The organism is Pantoea sp. X-Soil-ISGK-259 (assembly GCF_059730705.1).
On record NZ_AP035986.1, the window covers coordinates 1,964,022 to 1,979,967 of the forward strand.

14 protein-coding genes are annotated in these 15,946 nt (G+C 57.1%); 7 read left to right on the forward strand and 7 right to left on the reverse strand.

Annotation, left to right across the window (positions count from 1 at the left end; all coding sequences use genetic code 11):
- Positions 1-23: 23 nt before the first annotated feature.
- The 5 genes from dcp to guaD all read right to left on the reverse strand — a co-directional run bounded on the left by dcp (position 24) and on the right by guaD (position 8,018).
- Positions 24-2,069 (reverse strand): peptidyl-dipeptidase Dcp, encoded by a 2,046-nt coding sequence (gene dcp, locus AC6I77_RS09185; RefSeq protein WP_497816842.1) that lies wholly within the window; start codon positions 2,067-2,069, stop codon positions 24-26.
- Positions 2,070-2,131: 62 nt separating this feature from the next.
- Positions 2,132-2,908: a xanthine dehydrogenase accessory protein XdhC gene (gene xdhC / locus AC6I77_RS09190; RefSeq protein ID WP_008925210.1), complete on the reverse strand. Its 777-nt coding sequence runs from the start codon at positions 2,906-2,908 to the stop codon at positions 2,132-2,134.
- On the reverse strand, positions 2,895-5,261 hold the full coding sequence (gene xdhB / locus AC6I77_RS09195; protein WP_039660216.1) for a xanthine dehydrogenase molybdopterin binding subunit: 2,367 nt from the start codon (positions 5,259-5,261) through the stop codon (positions 2,895-2,897). Before xdhB ends, xdhC begins: the two co-directional genes overlap by 14 nt.
- A complete protein-coding gene (gene xdhA, locus AC6I77_RS09200; protein ID WP_003853643.1) occupies positions 5,251-6,693 on the reverse strand; it encodes a xanthine dehydrogenase small subunit in 1,443 nt (480 codons plus the stop codon). Before xdhA ends, xdhB begins: the two co-directional genes overlap by 11 nt.
- Positions 6,690-8,018 (reverse strand): guanine deaminase, encoded by a 1,329-nt coding sequence (guaD, locus tag AC6I77_RS09205; protein WP_008925213.1) that lies wholly within the window; start codon positions 8,016-8,018, stop codon positions 6,690-6,692. The genes xdhA and guaD overlap by 4 nt, the downstream gene beginning before the upstream one ends.
- Before the next feature lie 401 nt (positions 8,019-8,419).
- Here guaD and ydfG point away from each other — a divergent pair, with 401 nt between their 5' ends.
- Entirely contained in the window at positions 8,420-9,166 is a 747-nt protein-coding gene (gene ydfG / locus AC6I77_RS09210; protein WP_003853646.1) for a bifunctional NADP-dependent 3-hydroxy acid dehydrogenase/3-hydroxypropionate dehydrogenase YdfG, read from the forward strand.
- A 31-nt stretch (positions 9,167-9,197) separates the two neighbouring features.
- Here the strand turns inward: ydfG and AC6I77_RS09215 are convergent, their stop codons facing one another.
- Positions 9,198-9,524, reverse strand: a complete 327-nt coding sequence (locus tag AC6I77_RS09215) for a YnfA family protein (protein ID WP_033743086.1) — start codon at positions 9,522-9,524, stop codon at positions 9,198-9,200.
- A 273-nt stretch (positions 9,525-9,797) separates the two neighbouring features.
- Here AC6I77_RS09215 and AC6I77_RS09220 point away from each other — a divergent pair, with 273 nt between their 5' ends.
- Both AC6I77_RS09220 and AC6I77_RS09225 read left to right on the forward strand, forming a co-directional pair.
- Complete coding sequence (locus AC6I77_RS09220; protein ID WP_003853649.1) at positions 9,798-10,121, forward strand: DUF1283 family protein; 324 nt, start codon at positions 9,798-9,800, stop codon at positions 10,119-10,121.
- Between the two features lie 45 nt (positions 10,122-10,166).
- Positions 10,167-10,463: a DUF1161 domain-containing protein gene (locus AC6I77_RS09225; protein WP_003853650.1), complete on the forward strand. Its 297-nt coding sequence runs from the start codon at positions 10,167-10,169 to the stop codon at positions 10,461-10,463.
- A gap of 39 nt (positions 10,464-10,502) precedes the next feature.
- Here AC6I77_RS09225 and AC6I77_RS09230 read toward each other — a convergent pair whose 3' ends face one another.
- Complete coding sequence (locus AC6I77_RS09230; RefSeq protein WP_154926266.1) at positions 10,503-11,969, reverse strand: MDR family MFS transporter; 1,467 nt, start codon at positions 11,967-11,969, stop codon at positions 10,503-10,505.
- 392 nt (positions 11,970-12,361) lie between these two features.
- On the opposite strand from AC6I77_RS09230, the gene AC6I77_RS09235 reads away from it, so the two are divergent.
- The 4 genes from AC6I77_RS09235 to osmV are packed head-to-tail and all read left to right on the forward strand — an operon-like array spanning position 12,362 to position 15,800.
- Positions 12,362-13,078, forward strand: a complete 717-nt coding sequence (locus tag AC6I77_RS09235) for an ABC transporter permease (protein WP_003853657.1) — start codon at positions 12,362-12,364, stop codon at positions 13,076-13,078.
- A 17-nt stretch (positions 13,079-13,095) separates the two neighbouring features.
- Positions 13,096-14,007, forward strand: a complete 912-nt coding sequence (locus AC6I77_RS09240) for a glycine betaine ABC transporter substrate-binding protein (protein WP_039660211.1) — start codon at positions 13,096-13,098, stop codon at positions 14,005-14,007.
- 9 nt (positions 14,008-14,016) lie between these two features.
- Positions 14,017-14,664 carry an osmoprotectant ABC transporter permease OsmW gene (gene osmW, locus AC6I77_RS09245; RefSeq protein WP_003853661.1) on the forward strand — a complete coding sequence of 216 codons (648 nt, stop codon included), beginning with the start codon at positions 14,017-14,019 and terminating at the stop codon, positions 14,662-14,664.
- Complete coding sequence (gene osmV / locus AC6I77_RS09250) at positions 14,664-15,800, forward strand: osmoprotectant ABC transporter ATP-binding protein OsmV (protein ID WP_003853663.1); 1,137 nt, start codon at positions 14,664-14,666, stop codon at positions 15,798-15,800. Before osmW ends, osmV begins: the two co-directional genes overlap by 1 nt.
- The last annotated feature ends 146 nt before the right edge of the window (positions 15,801-15,946 follow it).

Below are 15,946 nucleotides of genomic sequence, written 5' to 3' on the forward strand. Positions count from 1 at the left end.
TGTCATGGTGACAGCCCTTTTCATTATGAATCCGCCAGACCGCGATTTTTCAGCATCGGCTCAAGCTGTGGGGCCGCGCCCCGCCAGCTTTCATACAGCGTTTTAAGATCGCTGCTGTTCCCACGTGACAGAATATTCTGTCGGAAGATATCGCCGTTCTCACGCGTCAATCCGCCATGCTCCGCAAACCACTGATAGCCATCGTCGGCGAGCATCTGCGTCCAGATATAGGCGTAATACCCTGCGGCATAACCGCCGCCCCAGATGTGCTGGAAATAGCTGGAACGATAGCGCGGCGGCACCGCTGTCAGCGCCATATTGTCGCTCTGCAACGCCTGCTGCTCGAATCCCTCCACGCTTTGCGGCGCGGCATCACGGTTAAGGCTATGCCAGTGCAGATCCAGCAGCGCGGCAGCCAGCAACTCGCTCATCTCATAACCTTTGTTGAACGTTGCGGCCCGGACAATCTTTTCATGCAGCTCAGCGGGCATCAGCTCATGCGTCTGATAGTGGCGAGCGTAGTTGCGGAACACCGCCGGCTCGCTGGCCCAGTGCTCATTGATCTGCGAAGGAAACTCGACAAAATCGCGCGGGGTCTCCGTGCCTGACAGGCTCGGATAGCGCTGGCTGGCAAACAGGCCGTGCAGCGTGTGGCCGAATTCATGAAACATCGTAATGACGTCGTCCCAGCTCAGCAGCGCCGGTTCACCGGCGGGCGGTTTGGTGTAGTTACAGACGTTATAGATCACTGGTTTGGTGTCGAGCAGCGTCGACTGGTTGACGAAGTTGCTCATCCAGGCACCGCCGCCTTTGCTGTCACGCTTAAAGAAGTCGGTATAGAACAACGCCAGCGGCGTCTCGTCCGCATCGAAAATTTCATAGACCTGCACGTCAGGATGATAAACCGGCAGATCCTGTCGCGGGGTAAAACGGATGCCATAGAGCTGTGTCGCCGCCCAGAACACCCCGTTCTGCAGCACCGAGTTAAGCTCAAAGTAGGGCTTAATCTGGCTCTCATCGAGGTCATAGCGTGCGCGCCGCACCTGTTCAGCATAAAAACGCCAGTCCCAGGCCTGCAGGGTAAAGCCGCCCTGCTGCTTATCGATAGTCTGCTGGATAGCCGCGGCTTCGCGTTCGGCACGGGCGCGCGCAGCGGGCACGATGTTGTGCATAAAGGCCAGCGCTGCTTTGGGGGTTTTGGCCATCTGATCCTGCAGTTTCCACTCCGCATAGCTGGCAAATCCCAGCAGCCGGGCCTGCTCCGCCCTGACCTGCGCCAGCCTTAACACCAGCTCGCGGGTGTCGTTTTCATCCCCTTTTTCCGTGCGCGTCACGCCCGCCTTAAACAGCGCTTCACGGGTTGCGCGATCGGCGAGACTCTGCAGCGCCGGTTGCTGCGTGGTGTTCTGCAGCACCAGCAACCCGCTTTTTTCCAGCCCGCGCGCCTGCGCTTCCGCCTGTGCTACGGCCAGATCGGCCGGCGACAGACCCGCCAGCTGCTGCAAATCATTGACGACAAGTCCACCCGCTTTGGTGGCAGCCAGCAGTCTGTTGGTGAAGCGCGTACCGAGGCGTGCGGCCTCCTGATTCAGCGCTTTAAGCTGCTGTTTTTGCGCCTCAGGCAGATTGGCCCCCGCCAGCTGGAAGCGCTGCCAGATCACTTCAACCAGACGTTTTGATTCAGCATCCAGTTTAGCGCGCTGCAGATAGACCGCGTCGAGCCGTGAAAACAGCGGCCGGTTCAGCATGATGTCATCGTTGAGCGCGGTAAGCTGGGGCGCTATCTCCTCATCCACCTGCTGCAGATACGGGCTGGTATGGGCCGAGGTCATGGCACCAAAGACCAGATTGACCCGGTTAAGCAGCTGTCCGCTCTTCTCCAGTGCTTCAAAGGTGTTAAGAAAGGTGGGCGCTTCGCTACTCAGGGCGATCGCCTCGATCTCCTGACGCTTCTCTTCGATGCCCGCCTGCAGCGCAGGCAGGAAATCCTGCTCCTCTATCTGGTCAAAAGGCGGAGCATGATAAGGCAGTGTGCTGACGCTAAAGAAGGGATTCTGACGGGCGTTCATGGTTCGCTCCTGATGGGGCATCGCAAAGTCTTATCCTGACAGGTTGCCGCGCAGGCCACAACTCAGGTGATATGTTGCTGATAAACGCAGATAATTTCACCGGCAATCGCCACCGCAATCTCGGCGGGTAGCTTGCCTTTAACATCCGGCAGACCAATCGGGCAGCGCAGGCGCGCCAGTGATTCGCTCTGAACGCCCCTGCCTGCCAGCCGGTAGCGAAAACGCTGGTTTTTCGTCGACGAACCGATTAATCCGGCATAGCGGAAATCCCCGCGTTTCAGCACCGCTTCACACAGTTCAAAGTCCAGCGGATGATGGTGGGTCATGATAATAAAGTAGCTGCCCGCAGGCGCCTGCGCCACGCAATCGAGCGGATCATCGGGCTGCCAGGTCACTACGCCCGCAGGGACGCTGGAAAATTGCGCCGGACGGCTGTCAATCCAGTTTATGTGACAGGGTAACGTCGCCAGCAGGTTAACCAGTGCCTGTCCGACATGACCTGCACCAAACAGAAATATCTCCGGCTGCGCCTGCAGCAGCGGCTCAAACAAAATCTTCGTTTTGCCACCACAGCATTGTCCAAGCCGCGCGCCGAGGCTGAAATCATCGGTATGGGGCGCGGTCGCCCCATCCTGCAGCATCGCCCTGGCCTGGGCGATACACGCAAATTCCAGATGACCGCCACCGATGGTGAGAAAGCTCTCCTGCTGTGTGACGACCATTTTGCTGCCGCTGTCACGGGGCACCGAACCGTGCTCGCTAAGCACGGTAATCAGCACGCAGCTTTGCCGTTTTTCACGCAACTGGTGAAGCACGCCTATCCAGTCATGATAGATCATCAATAGCTCCCGACAGACGCTGCACGCCCCAGAAGATGCGCTCCGGTGTAGCGGGCGCATCCAGCAACGGATGCTGGCGGTAATCCGCCACGCTGGCGACCGCATCCTGCAGCGCACACCAGGCAGCTATCCCTAACATAAACGGCGGTTCGCCAACGGCCTTGGAGTGGAAGACTGTGTCTTTCGGGTTTTTGCGGTTCTCCACCAGTGTGACCCGCAGATCCGCCGGCACGTCACTGATGGCGGGAATTTTATAGCTCGCGGGACCGTCGGTCAGCAGCTGACCTTTGTCATTCCACACCAGCTCTTCGCAGGTGAGCCAGCCGACACCCTGGACAAAGCCTCCTTCGACCTGACCGATGTCGATGGCCGGGTTCAGCGAGGCACCAACGTCATGCAGGATGTCGGCGCGCAGCAGGCGGGATTCGCCGGTTAAGGTGTCGATGACGACCTCGCAGCAGGCCGCGCCATAGGCGTAGTAATAGAATGGCGTGCCGCGCCCGGCAACGCGGTCGTAATGAATGCCTGGTACGCGATAGTAGCCGGTGGCAGAGAGCGGCACCTGATTCAGCCACGCCAGTTTCGCCACCTCAGCGAAGGTGTAATGTTTTTCTCCGGCACGTACCACGCCATTGCGGAAGCTCACCGCCGCAGCGTCGCACTGATGCAGTTCGCAGAGCATGGCGGTCATGCGATCGCGCAGGATTTCAGCCGCATTCTGCGCCGCCTTACCGTTGAGGTCAGCACCGCTGGAGGCCGCTGTTGGCGAGGTATTGGGCACTTTACCGGTGTCGGTGGGGGTAATCTGGATTTTATCGGTCTCTATCTGCAGTACTTCGGCGACAATCTGGATCACCTTGGTGTTCAGGCCCTGGCCCATCTCGGTGCCGCCATGATTCAGCTGCACCGTGCCATCGGTGTAAATCAGGATCAGCGCGCCCGCCTGATTAAGGAAGCTGGAGGTAAATGAGATGCCAAATTTTACCGGCGTCAGCGCCAGACCGCGTTTCAGTAGCGAACTGCGGGCGTTAAACGCCCTGATTTCCGCGCGACGCGCCTGATAGTCGCTGCTCTGCTCCAGCTGTTCGGTAATCTCATCCAGCAGATTGTCCTCGACCTGCTGGTGGTAATGGGTGATGTTGCGATCCTGCTTGCCATAATAGTTACGCTTGCGCAGCGCCAGCGGATCCAGCCCACGGTGGCGGGCGATGTGATCCATGATCTGTTCAATCGCCACCATACCCTGCGGTCCGCCAAAGCCGCGATAGGCGGTGTTGGAGGCGGTATTCGTGCGGCAGCGATAGCCCGTGACCAACGCATCGCCGAGGTAATACGCATTATCGGCGTGGAACATGGCGCGATCGACAATGGATCCGCTCAGATCCAGCGAGTAACCGCAGTTACCGGCCAGATCGATTTTGATGCCACACAGCCGGCCATCCTCCTCAACGCCTGCCTCGTAACGCACAAAGAAAGGATGGCGCTTGCCGGTCACGCGCATGTCGTCGCGGCGTGAGAGTCGCATCTTTGCCGCCCGCCCCGTCTGACGGGCTACGATGGCGCAGAGACAGGCGACACCGGCGGCCTGCGTCTCTTTGCCACCAAAGCCGCCGCCCATACGGCGCATATCTATCGTCACCTTATTCAGGCTGATGCCCATGACTTCCGCCACCAGCTTCTGCACTTCCGTGGGGTTTTGAGTGGAAGAAAAGACCTGCAGCTGCTGATCTTCACCAGGGATGACCATTGCCGTCTGGGTTTCCAGATAGAAATGCTCCTGGCCGCCAATATGAAACGACCCGCTGACCCGATGCGGCGCACGCGCCAGCGCCGCGTCCACATCACCGCGCTGGTGGATGTGCGGTTCCTGTACAAAGCTGCCCTGCGCCAGGGCCTGCTCAACATCCAGCAGCGGTTCCAGCACCTCATATTCGATCACCGCTGCGGCCGCGCCAAGACGTGCAGCGTCAGGGGAGTCCGCCGCGACGGCAATCACGATCTGCCCCAGGTACTCGACTTTGTCATGCGCCAGCAGCGGATCGCCCGGCTCCAGCGGCCCGACATCATTGATGCCCGGCACATCCTGCCAGGTTAATACGCTGACGACACCCGGCACGGCATAACAGGGCTGCACATCAATATTCACGATGCGCGCATGCGCGTGTTCACTCAGACGCGGGCAGAGATGCAGTAAACCCGGCAACTCCGGTTTATCGTCGATAAAATGCGCCTCGCCAGAGACATGTTTCTCCGCGCTTTCATGGCGGTTACTCCGGCCTACGCCGCTCTGTAAATCGGCGGCATACTGGGCCTTGATGACCTCTTCGTTGAGTTCCGGGCGGTTATGAGACATAGCGAGAGACCTCAAGGCAGGTGATTTCGCCGTTATGGCGATGCCAGTAGCGGCGAAGCAGGTTACGGGCGACCTGCAGACGGTAGTCACTGCTGGCGCGAAAATCGGAAAGCGGCTGGAAATCAGACGCAAGCGCGGCAGCGGCACGTGACACCGTCACGGCATTCAGTGGCTGACCCATCAGCGCCTGTTCACAGTGGTGGGCGCGTTTTGGCGTCGCCGCCATACCGCCAAAGGCGATGCGGGCACCACTCACCACGCCCTGTTCGATTTGCAGGTTAAAGGCAGCGAAGACGGCGGAGATATCATCATCCAGCCGTTTGGAGACTTTCCAGGCGACAAAATCAGGTGACACCGTCACCTTATCAATGCGAATTGCGCGGATAAACTCCCCTTTTTCCAGCTGTGTCTGCCGATAGCCGGTAAAGAACTGGTCCAGCGGCAGGCTGCGTTGTTCTTCACCGCGCTGCAGCAGCAAACTTGCATTGAGGGCCAGCAGCACCGGCGACGCATCGCCTATCGGGGACGCATTAGCGATATTACCGCCCAGTGTGCCCTGCAGACGAATTTGCAGTGAGGCAAACCGCTGCAGCATCTCGCTGACACCAGGAATGCGGGTGGCAAGAAACTCACTGACCTGCTGCAGTGAGGCACCTGCACCCAGCAGGTAATGATCGTCAAATTCACTGCAGACCTTAAGCGCGGCCACCTGTTCCAGCGCAATCAGCAGCGGTATTCTCTTATGCTGCTGGGTAATCTGCAGGCTGAGGTCGGTACCACCGGCAATCAGTTTCGCATCGGGATGCGCCAGGTAGATCCCTGCCAGCTGAGCCGGCGTTTTGGGCAGGAAACAACGGCGGCCTTCACCGTCTATCTCCTGCATGTCCGGGGTAGCCAGCGCCTCCAGCCGCTGCACGGTGGCGGCGGCACTGTGATCGAACTGGTCAGTGACCGGCTGGGAGCAGAGCTGTTCTGCGGCAGCCATAATGGGCCGGTAGCCGGTGCAGCGGCAAAGGTTACCGGCCAGCGCCGTTTCCGCCTGATGGCGATCCCAGCCCGCTGCGTTTTTTTGCAGGCTGAACAGCGACATGACAAAACCCGGCGTGCAGAATCCGCATTGTGAGCCGTGGCAGTCGACCATCGCCTGCTGCGCCGGGTGCAGTGCACGACCGTGACGCAGATCCTCTACGGTGATCAGCTGTTTACCCTGTAATGACGAGACCAGCGTCAGACAGCTATTGACCGTTTCATACTGCATCTCACCCCTGACGGCTTTTCCCAGGGTGACACTGCAGGCGCCACAGTCACCAGAGGCGCAGCCCTCTTTGGTACCAGGACGATGCTGACGGGTGCGCAGATAGTTGAGCACCGTAAGATTGGGGTCAAGTGCCTCTTCCCTGACCAGCTGGTTGTTTAACAAAAACTCAATCATGCGGCTTGCTCCTGTGCGTCGCGCTGCCAGACCGGACGACCATTTACCCAGGTCTGGGCAATATTGCGATCGTCGCCTAGCGTCATTAATACAAACAGCTTTTCCCAGATATCTTTGCTATTGCCAATACGCAGCTGCTGCAGCGCAGAGACTGCCGGATCGAGCACGACAAAATCGGCTTCTTTGCCGATGTTAAAATTTCCGATGGCGTGGTCGAGATCCAGCGCACGCGCTCCGCCCAGCGTGGCGTGATAAAAGGCTTCAGCGGCGCTGAGCCGGTAATGCTGCAACTGGCCTACTTTGTAAGCCTCGCCCAGCGTCTGCAGGATATTAAAGGTGGTGCCCGCGCCGACATCCGTGCCGATTCCCACCTTCACGCCCTGCTGCCAGCTGCGTTTAATGTTAAACAGGCCGCTGCCGAGGAAGAGGTTTGAGGTGGGACAGAAAGCAATAGAAGAATCGGTATCGTGCAGACACTGCCACTCTTTATCGTCCAGATGCAGACAGTGCGCGAAGACGCTGCGACGCCCGGTTAGCTGGTGATGATGATAAACATCCAGATAGCCCTCACGCTCCGGGAACAGCGCTTTTACCCAGGCCACCTCCTGTGGATTTTCACTGAGATGGGTATGCAGCCAGGTATCCGGAAATGCCTGGCGCAGCTGCTGCACTTTTTCCAGCAGTTGCGGGGAGGAGGTCGGCGCAAAACGCGGCGTCAGGGCGTAGCTCAGCCGTCCACGATTATGCCAGCGCTCAATCAGCGCCCGTGTCTGCTGGTAGCTCTGCTCCGGGGTTTCGGTAAGATTGTCGGGCGCATTGCGATCCATCATCACCTTCCCGGCAATCAGTCGCATGTTCAGGGCTTCTGCGGCACTGAACAGCGCCTCCACCGATTGCGGATGGACAGTACCAAACACCAGTGCGCTGGTAGTGCCATTTGAGAGCAGCTGATGCAGGAAAAAGGCGGACATTTTGGCCGCATGGTCAGGACAGTGATACTGCGCTTCAACCGGAAAAGTGTAGTGATTCAGCCACTCCAGCAGCTGTTCACCAAACGCACCAATCATCTCTGTCTGTGGATAGTGAATATGCGTATCGACAAAGCCAGGTACGATCAGTTTGCCGCGCAGATCGGTAATCGGATGGCCTGCCAGCATCGCCTCGCTGTTCTCCCAGCTATCCAGCCCTGCTACGCGTCCGTCACGCAGCAACAGCACCGCATCGTCCAGATAGCGCGCCTTACCGGCCAGGTCGTCGGGCTGATCCACGACACCAGTAAAGTCAAAGAAGCTGGCGCGAATCGCCGTGTCGGTTGCTGATAGCATGGGTTGTCCTTTCTGAAAGCGCGATAGAATAGTTGCAGGGAAATCTCCTGTTATAGCCTTGCAACCTGCGTGCCAGAACTGGTGAGCCGTAAAATCATTATAAATCAATCAAATAAATCATTTACCGCCTGTTGCGCAACATAAATCACCACAGATGGCTTAGCAACCGTTTGCGGAACGGAGGCAAACGGTTGCGACTCAATTTTATGTAAACTGATCATTCTGAGTATGGCCTGCCGAAGGGAAACGTGCCCTTTTTAGGTGCAGCCTGCCCTGAAAAGGCGCAGTCAGTTAACCGGTAAAATCCATTTACAGGCCTGGCGATTTTTCAACGCGCAGAAGCGGAAATGAAATGCTATGGTGAAGTCATCGACTCTGAAAATGGCATAAGGAACAGTGAGATGATTATTTTTGTCACCGGCGCGACCGCCGGTTTTGGTGAAAGCATCACCCGCCGCTTTATTGAGAATGGTCACAAAGTCATTGCCAGCGGACGCCGCGCCGAGCGTTTAAAAGCGCTGAAGGAGGAGCTGGGCGAGAATCTTTATACGGTGCAGCTGGATGTGCGTAACCGTGCCGCCATTGAAGAGATGGTCACGCACTTACCGGCAGAGTGGCGCAATATTGATGTACTGGTTAACAACGCCGGTCTGGCGCTGGGGATTGAACCTGCGCACAAAGCGAATGTTGAAGACTGGGAAAACATGATCGACACCAACACCAAAGGCCTGGTTTACATGACCCGCGCCCTGCTGCCCCACATGGTAGAGCGCGATATCGGCCACATCATCAACATTGGCTCGATTGCCGGTAGCTGGCCTTATGCCGGCGGCAACGTGTATGGTGCAACCAAAGCGTTTGTCCGTCAGTTCAGCCTTAACCTGCGAACCGATCTGCACGGTACGGCACTGCGCGTCACCGATATAGAACCCGGCCTTGTCGGCGGCACGGAGTTTTCCAATGTGCGCTTTAAGGGCGATGATGACAAAGCGGGCCAGGTTTATGAAGGCGCAAAGGCTTTAACACCCGAAGATGTCACAGAAGCGGTCTGGTGGGTTGCCACGCTGCCTAAGCATGTCAACATCAACAGTCTTGAAATGATGCCGGTCAGCCAGACGCTGGCAGGCCTGAAAGTCCATAAGCCTTAAGCCTCTGCAGCGCCAGTCCGTCCGGCTGGCGCTACCCGCGCCCCCAGCCCATCACGATGATCAGCATGCCGCTGAAGGCGATCACTGCCCCGCTCCAGTCCCACGCGCTTAACTTCACGCCATCCACTACCCGCAACCAAAGCAGCGCAGTCAGCACATAGACGCCACCGTAAGCGGCATAGACCCGTCCACTGGCGGCAGGATGCAGGGTCAGCAGCCAGACAAACAGCGCAAGACTCGCCGCTGCAGGCAGTAACAGCCAGGCTGAGCCCCCTTTTTTTAGCCATAACCAGGGCAAAAAACAGCCGATGATCTCCGCCAGCGCGGTAATAAAAAACAGCAAGGCGGTTTTAATCAGCACCCTAACCTCTCCTGAACGTAAACAAATGACTCACCACTGGTGAGCGAAGAAACGGCGATGATATAATAAGAATCTCTGTCATCGGGCTATTTTATTTTTAGCCTGAACCCGGGCAGCGCTCACCATCACCACGCATGTACGCCGGATTGCTTCGCGCTTTCCCTGTCCGGACTTACAGCAACAATGACGGCTGGTGGGCCAGGCTTAAAGCATACCCGCTGCAACAGACGTCCCGGAAGGCGATGTTTGCGTTAACTAAAGGATATTGTGATGAAAAAAATGATCCCTGCCGTGCTGTTGGTTCTGATCTCGTCTGCGGCATTCACTGCCAGTGCGAATACGAATCGTCTGATCATTGAAGATGGCAGCACCGCGCTGGGCAATGAAGCGGCGCGCCAGGATAAAGAGCAATGGAATGACACGCGCATGCTGCGTAACAAAGTGAACACCCGCGTCGAAAAAGAGTTTGATAAGGCCGATCGCGCCTATGACACCCGCGACAAATGCGAGCAGAGCCTTAATCTCAACGCTTACTGGGAACCCAACACCCTGCGTTGCCTGGACCGCCGTTCAGGTCGCCCGGTTGCGCCGTAATTTTGAGCTATAGTAATGACGGACGACTAACATAAGGAAGACGTGATGAAGCTACAGAGGGTTTTATTAAGCGCGGCGTTTTTAGCTCTGCCGCTGATGGCACAGGCATCCTGTGAGTCGGTGAAAGCCGACATCAGCCAGAAAATTATTCAGAACGGTGTGCCTGAGTCAGGTTTTAGTCTCGACGTGGTCGCCAACGATCAGGTTGATCAGGCGGGCGGTCAGGTCGTCGGACATTGTGAAAACGACACACAAAAGATTGTTTATAAGCGTACAGGCCGTGACGACGAAGCCAGTGTCCCCGCCAGTGCAGGCAGTTCACAGGACTCGCCTGCTCAGTAGTCAGCGTCAAATCAGGGCGACATCCTGTCGCCCTGCCTGCTAGTCCGCCTGTTCCGGCCGCTGACGTGGCATCATCCAGGCCACACCCACCGCAAACAGCGCAATCACCAGTGCCACCACAAATACCCAGTGCAATGACGTCGCGATGGACGCAACCATCTGTTGCAACGTTTCCGGCTGCAAATGCTGACGACTGGATTCTGACATAATCTGCTGCACCGGATCCTGTACCTGTGGCAGTCGCCATTGCAGATTCAGATTCAGCACTGCGCCCATAATCGCCGTTCCCACCGCCGAGCCGATCATCCGGCTGAACATGATTGAAGCGGTGCAGATGCCACGAATCTGATAGTCCGCCTGATTCTGCACAGAAACCAGGAACGTGGTGCTGGTCATCCCCATGCCAGTCCCGATCAGAAACGCCGTAAAGCCCGCCTGATAGAGAGAGCTTGCGGGCTGTAAGAACAGTAGCAGGGTGCTGCCCGTCACCAGTAAGAGCGCGCCAAGCTGGGCGGTAAAGCGGTAGGAGGTGTGCAGCATCAGTCTGCCGCTGAGGGTACTGGCCAGCGGCCAGCCAATCGACATCATCGCCAGCACACTGCCCGCCTGCAACGGTGAGCCACCGCGGATCCCCTGAATCCAGGTGGGTAAAAACGCGCTGATGCCCATCATGGCCGCCCCGATAATCAGATTGCCCGCATTACCCGCCACGATAAGCCGGCTGCGCCAGATGATCAGCGGAAACAGCGGTGCTGCTGAACGTTGCTCATGGCGTTTAAGCTGCCAGCCCGCAAACAGCGAGAACATCAGAAACGGCACCAGCCAGATGCCCAGCTGTTCTGCCTGCAATAGCGCAACCAGCAGGGCCGTCACGCAGAGCATCAGCCAGCCGCTTCCTGCCAGATTCAGCGGCTGTGATTTCTCCTCCTTCTGGTGCGACGGTAGCCAGCGCGCCAGCATCAGCATGCTCATCAGGCCAATCGGCAAGTTAACCCAGAAAATCACCGACCAGCTAAAGTGCTGCACCAGCCAGGCCCCGGTCAGTGGCCCGACGATGGCCGCCACACCCCAGACGCTGGAGAGCCAGCCCTGCACGCTGGCCCGTTCGCGCGGTGAATAGATATCCGCCACGATGGTCGAGCTGAGCGGCATAATCGCGCCCGCGCCCAGGCCCTGAAATGCCCGGAACAGGATCAGCCAGGTCATCGTATGGGCAAACCCACACAGCACCGATCCCACCAGGAAGATGGCGGTCCCGACAAAAAACATCGTTTTGCGCCCCACCATATCCGCCAGCCGCCCATAGAGCGGTACGCTGACCGCCTGAGTCAGCAGATAGATGGAGAAGACCCAGCCAAACTGCGAAAAACCGCCAAGGTCAGCAATGATAGTGGGCATTGCGGTAGCCACAATCGTCACTTCAATGGCCGCCATAAACATCGCCAGCATGCAGGCAATTAAGATCCAGTGGCGATGTCCGGTCTGGAGTTGTGCGCTTTCAGTCATAGGGTTCCTTTTTTTATCTGCAAGGCTAGCTCAAAAACAGCCAGTGCAGTTTCCCGCGCGTGCGCATCTTTTGCGTCATCTGTGACGTTGTCACCAAATGTCGATGAATTTTTTTTATTGTCGCATTAACCCAGCGGCTATGCGGCTTTAACACCATTTTAACCTGTTTCTATCTGCCTGATATATGGCTTAAAAGCTGGCTTGTGCAAAAAAGGCCTGCTATAGCATTACCCCATCTTATTCGGTATTCGCTGAAAAAGAGTGGGTAAACAGTCATTTTATCTACATTTTATCGCAGTTTCGGTTTTGGGTGCGGTGGCAGTTTTTGTCGCGCCTGTCGGACTGTTTATGGTTGTTATAACAAATGAGATCGTCATCAGGGAGATTCTCCTATGCAAAATGCTTCACTGGCCCAACGCGCCGGTCTGGCAGTGCTTGCAGTGGTCGCGGTGATCGCAGCACTGATCTGGGGCTTAGGCTGGGATCAACTGGTCGCACGTAAAGTCGATCTGCTCTATCTCGGGCAGCAGCACCTCTTCTTAGTTTTCTGGTCAATGTTGTTCGCTCTGCTGGTCGGTATTCCCAGCGGCATCCTGCTCAGTCGCCCGTTTGCGCGTCGCTGGGCAGAATATGTGATGCAGATTTTCAATGTGGGAAACACACTGCCACCGCTCGCGGTGCTGGCGCTGGCGATGGTAATCATCGGCATTGGCGATCGTCCGGCGCTGATTGCGCTGTTTCTGGCGTCATTGCTGCCCATCGTTCGAAACACCTTCTCTGGCCTGAGCGCGGTTCCTCCGTCGCTGATTGAGGCCGCCAACGGCATCGGCATGACCAAATGGCAACGTCTGCGTCAGGTTGAGCTGCCCAACGCCCTGCCGGTCATTCTCGCAGGCGTGCGCATCGCCACCGCCATCAACGTCGGTACCGCTCCACTGGCCTTCCTGATTGGTGCCAGCAGCTTTGGTGAGCTGATCTTCCCGGGCATCTATCTGAATGACTTCCCGACACTGATTCTGGGCGCCGTTGCCACCGCACTGGTGGCACTGGTTCTGGATATGCTGCTGGCCGCACTGGGCCGCTTTCTGAGTCCGCATGCTGCGGCCTGACCACAAGGAGCTTTGTAATGCTAACGAAGTGGATTAAGAAAAGCGTTGTCGCGCTGACTGCGACGCTGCTGCTAAGCCAGACGGCGCAGGCTGCCACCCCGCTGGTGATGGCAACCAAAAGTTTTACCGAGCAGCATATCCTGTCCGCGATGACGGTGCTGTGGTTGCAGAAGAAAGGTTTTGAGGTGGTCCCTAAACGTAATATCGCCACTACCATTGGTCGTAATGCACTGCTGAACAAGCAGATTGATATGACCTGGGAATATACCGGCACCTCACTGATTATCTTCAACCATATCAACAAGCCGATGTCTTCGCAGCAGGCCTATGAAACGGTCAAAAAGCTGGATGCAAAGCTGGGACTGGTGTGGCTTAATCCGGCACCGATGAACAATACCTATGCCTTTGCCATGACCCGTGAGCGGGCCGAAAAAGAAGGCATCACCACCCTCTCGCAGCTGGTTGCGAAAATTGAGCAGGTGCGGAAATCTGACCCGGACCATAACTGGCGTCTGGGGCTGGATCTGGAGTTCGCCGGTCGTTCTGACGGCCTGAAACCCCTGCAGAAAACCTATAACCTGGCGCTCGATCGGCCGCAGATCCGCCAGATGGACCCGGGTCTGGTTTACAACGCAATTCGCGATGGATTCGTCGATGCCGGTCTGATCTACACCACCGATGGACGGGTTAAGGGCTTCAACCTGAAAGTGCTGGAGGATGATAAACACTTCTTCCCGAGCTACAACGTGACGCCGGTCGTGCGTCAGGATGTGCTGGCGAGCCATCCGGGGCTGGATACCGCGCTTAATCAGCTTTCTGCTCAGATCACTGATGAGGCGATCACAGAGCTGAACAAGCGGGTCGATATCGATCATGAGTCACCGGAAACCGTGGCGCGTGATTTCCTTCAATCCAAAAACATGCTGTAAGGAGGCACTGTGGATACCCTTCACTACATCATGGATAACTGGAGCACCCTGCTCACCCTGAGCTGGCAGCACAGCTGGCTGGTGCTGGTGGCGGTCGGCCTGGCCATTGTGATTGGCGTGCCGCTGGGCATTCTGATCGTGCGTGTCAGATGGCTGGCAACGCCGATACTCGGTATCGCTACCGTGGTGCTGACCATTCCTACTATTGCGCTGTTTGGTCTGATGATTCCGGTATTTTCGCTGATCGGTCAGGGCATCGGCGCGCTGCCAGCGATCACCGCGGTGTTCCTCTACTCACTGCTGCCGATTGTGCGCAACACTCACACCGCGCTGGAGAATCTGCCGGATGGACTGCGTGAAGCGGGCCGTGGCATCGGCATGACCTTCTGGCAGCGTCTGCGCTGGGTTGAAATCCCGATGGCGCTGCCGGTGATTTTTGGCGGCATCCGTACCGCCGTGGTGATGAACGTTGGCGTGATGGCGATTGCTGCCGTCATTGGCGCGGGCGGTCTGGGCCAGTTGCTGCTCGATGGGATCAGCGGCAGTGATATTCGTATGTTGATTGCCGGGGCACTGATGATTTGTCTGCTGGCTATTTTTCTTGACTGGCTGCTGCACCGTTTGCAGCAGGCGCTGACTCCAAAGGGGATTCGATAATGATTACGCTGGAAAACCTGACGAAAACCTTTACCCAGAAAAACGGCACTACTAACAAAGCCGTCGATAACGTCAGCCTTCACGTACCCGCCGGTGAGATGTGTGTACTGCTGGGGCCATCGGGCTGCGGTAAGACAACCACGCTGAAAATGATTAACCGTCTGATCCCCGCCACCAGTGGCCGCATCCTGATCAACGGCGAAGATACCAGTACCCAGGACACCACCACTTTGCGTCGCAACATTGGCTATGTTATCCAGCAGATAGGTCTGTTCCCCAACATGACCATTGAGGAGAACATTACTGTAGTGCCACGCATGCTGGGCTGGGACAAGAAGCAGTGTCGTGAACGTGCCACTGAGCTGATGAGCATGGTCGCGCTGGACCCGACTAAGTTCCTGCATCGCTATCCGCGTGAGATGTCCGGCGGTCAGCAGCAACGTATCGGCGTGATTCGCGCCCTGGCCGCGGATCCACCGGTGCTGCTGATGGATGAGCCGTTTGGTGCCGTTGACCCGATTAACCGCGAAGTGATCCAGAACGAGTTCCTCGACATGCAGCGCCAGTTGAAGAAAACCGTGATGCTGGTGAGCCACGACATCGATGAGGCGCTCAAGCTCGGCGACCGCATCGCCGTCTTTGGTCAGGGTAAAATCGTGCAGTGCGCCAGCCCGGATGAGTTGCTGGCGACTCCGGCCAATGATTTCGTTGGCTCGTTTGTGGGCCAGGACCGCACGCTTAAGCGTCTGTTACTGGTGCAGGCGGGAGACGTGACCGATCAGCAGCCGACCATCACCGTGCGCCGCTCAACGCCACTGGATGAAGCCTTTGGCACCATGGATGAGAACGATATGCGGTCGATTACCGTGGTCGATGAGGATGGTAAGCCGCTGGGCTTCGTGAAGCGTCGCGAGGCGCGTAACGTGAGTGGCCGTTGTGAAGAGAAGCTGCACACCTTTAAGGTCACCGGTAAAGCGGAAGAGAACCTGCGCGTGGTGTTGTCCAAACTCTATGAGCACAATACAGTCTGGATGCCAATAGTCGATGAAGAGGGTCGCTACAGCGGGGAGATTTCGCAGGATTACATCGCGGATTACCTCAGCTCGGGTCGAACCCGTCGTCGTCTGAATCCATAATGTCGTAATAGTGATATAAGTCAGAAAAAGGGCCGCTCTGGCCCTATTCCCCTCGCCGACTCCATCTTAAAGCCAGTTAAGTCACGACGTATTATGACTGTTAATTTATTACCAGCTCAGGGAGCTTACGCCCTCGACAAAGACGC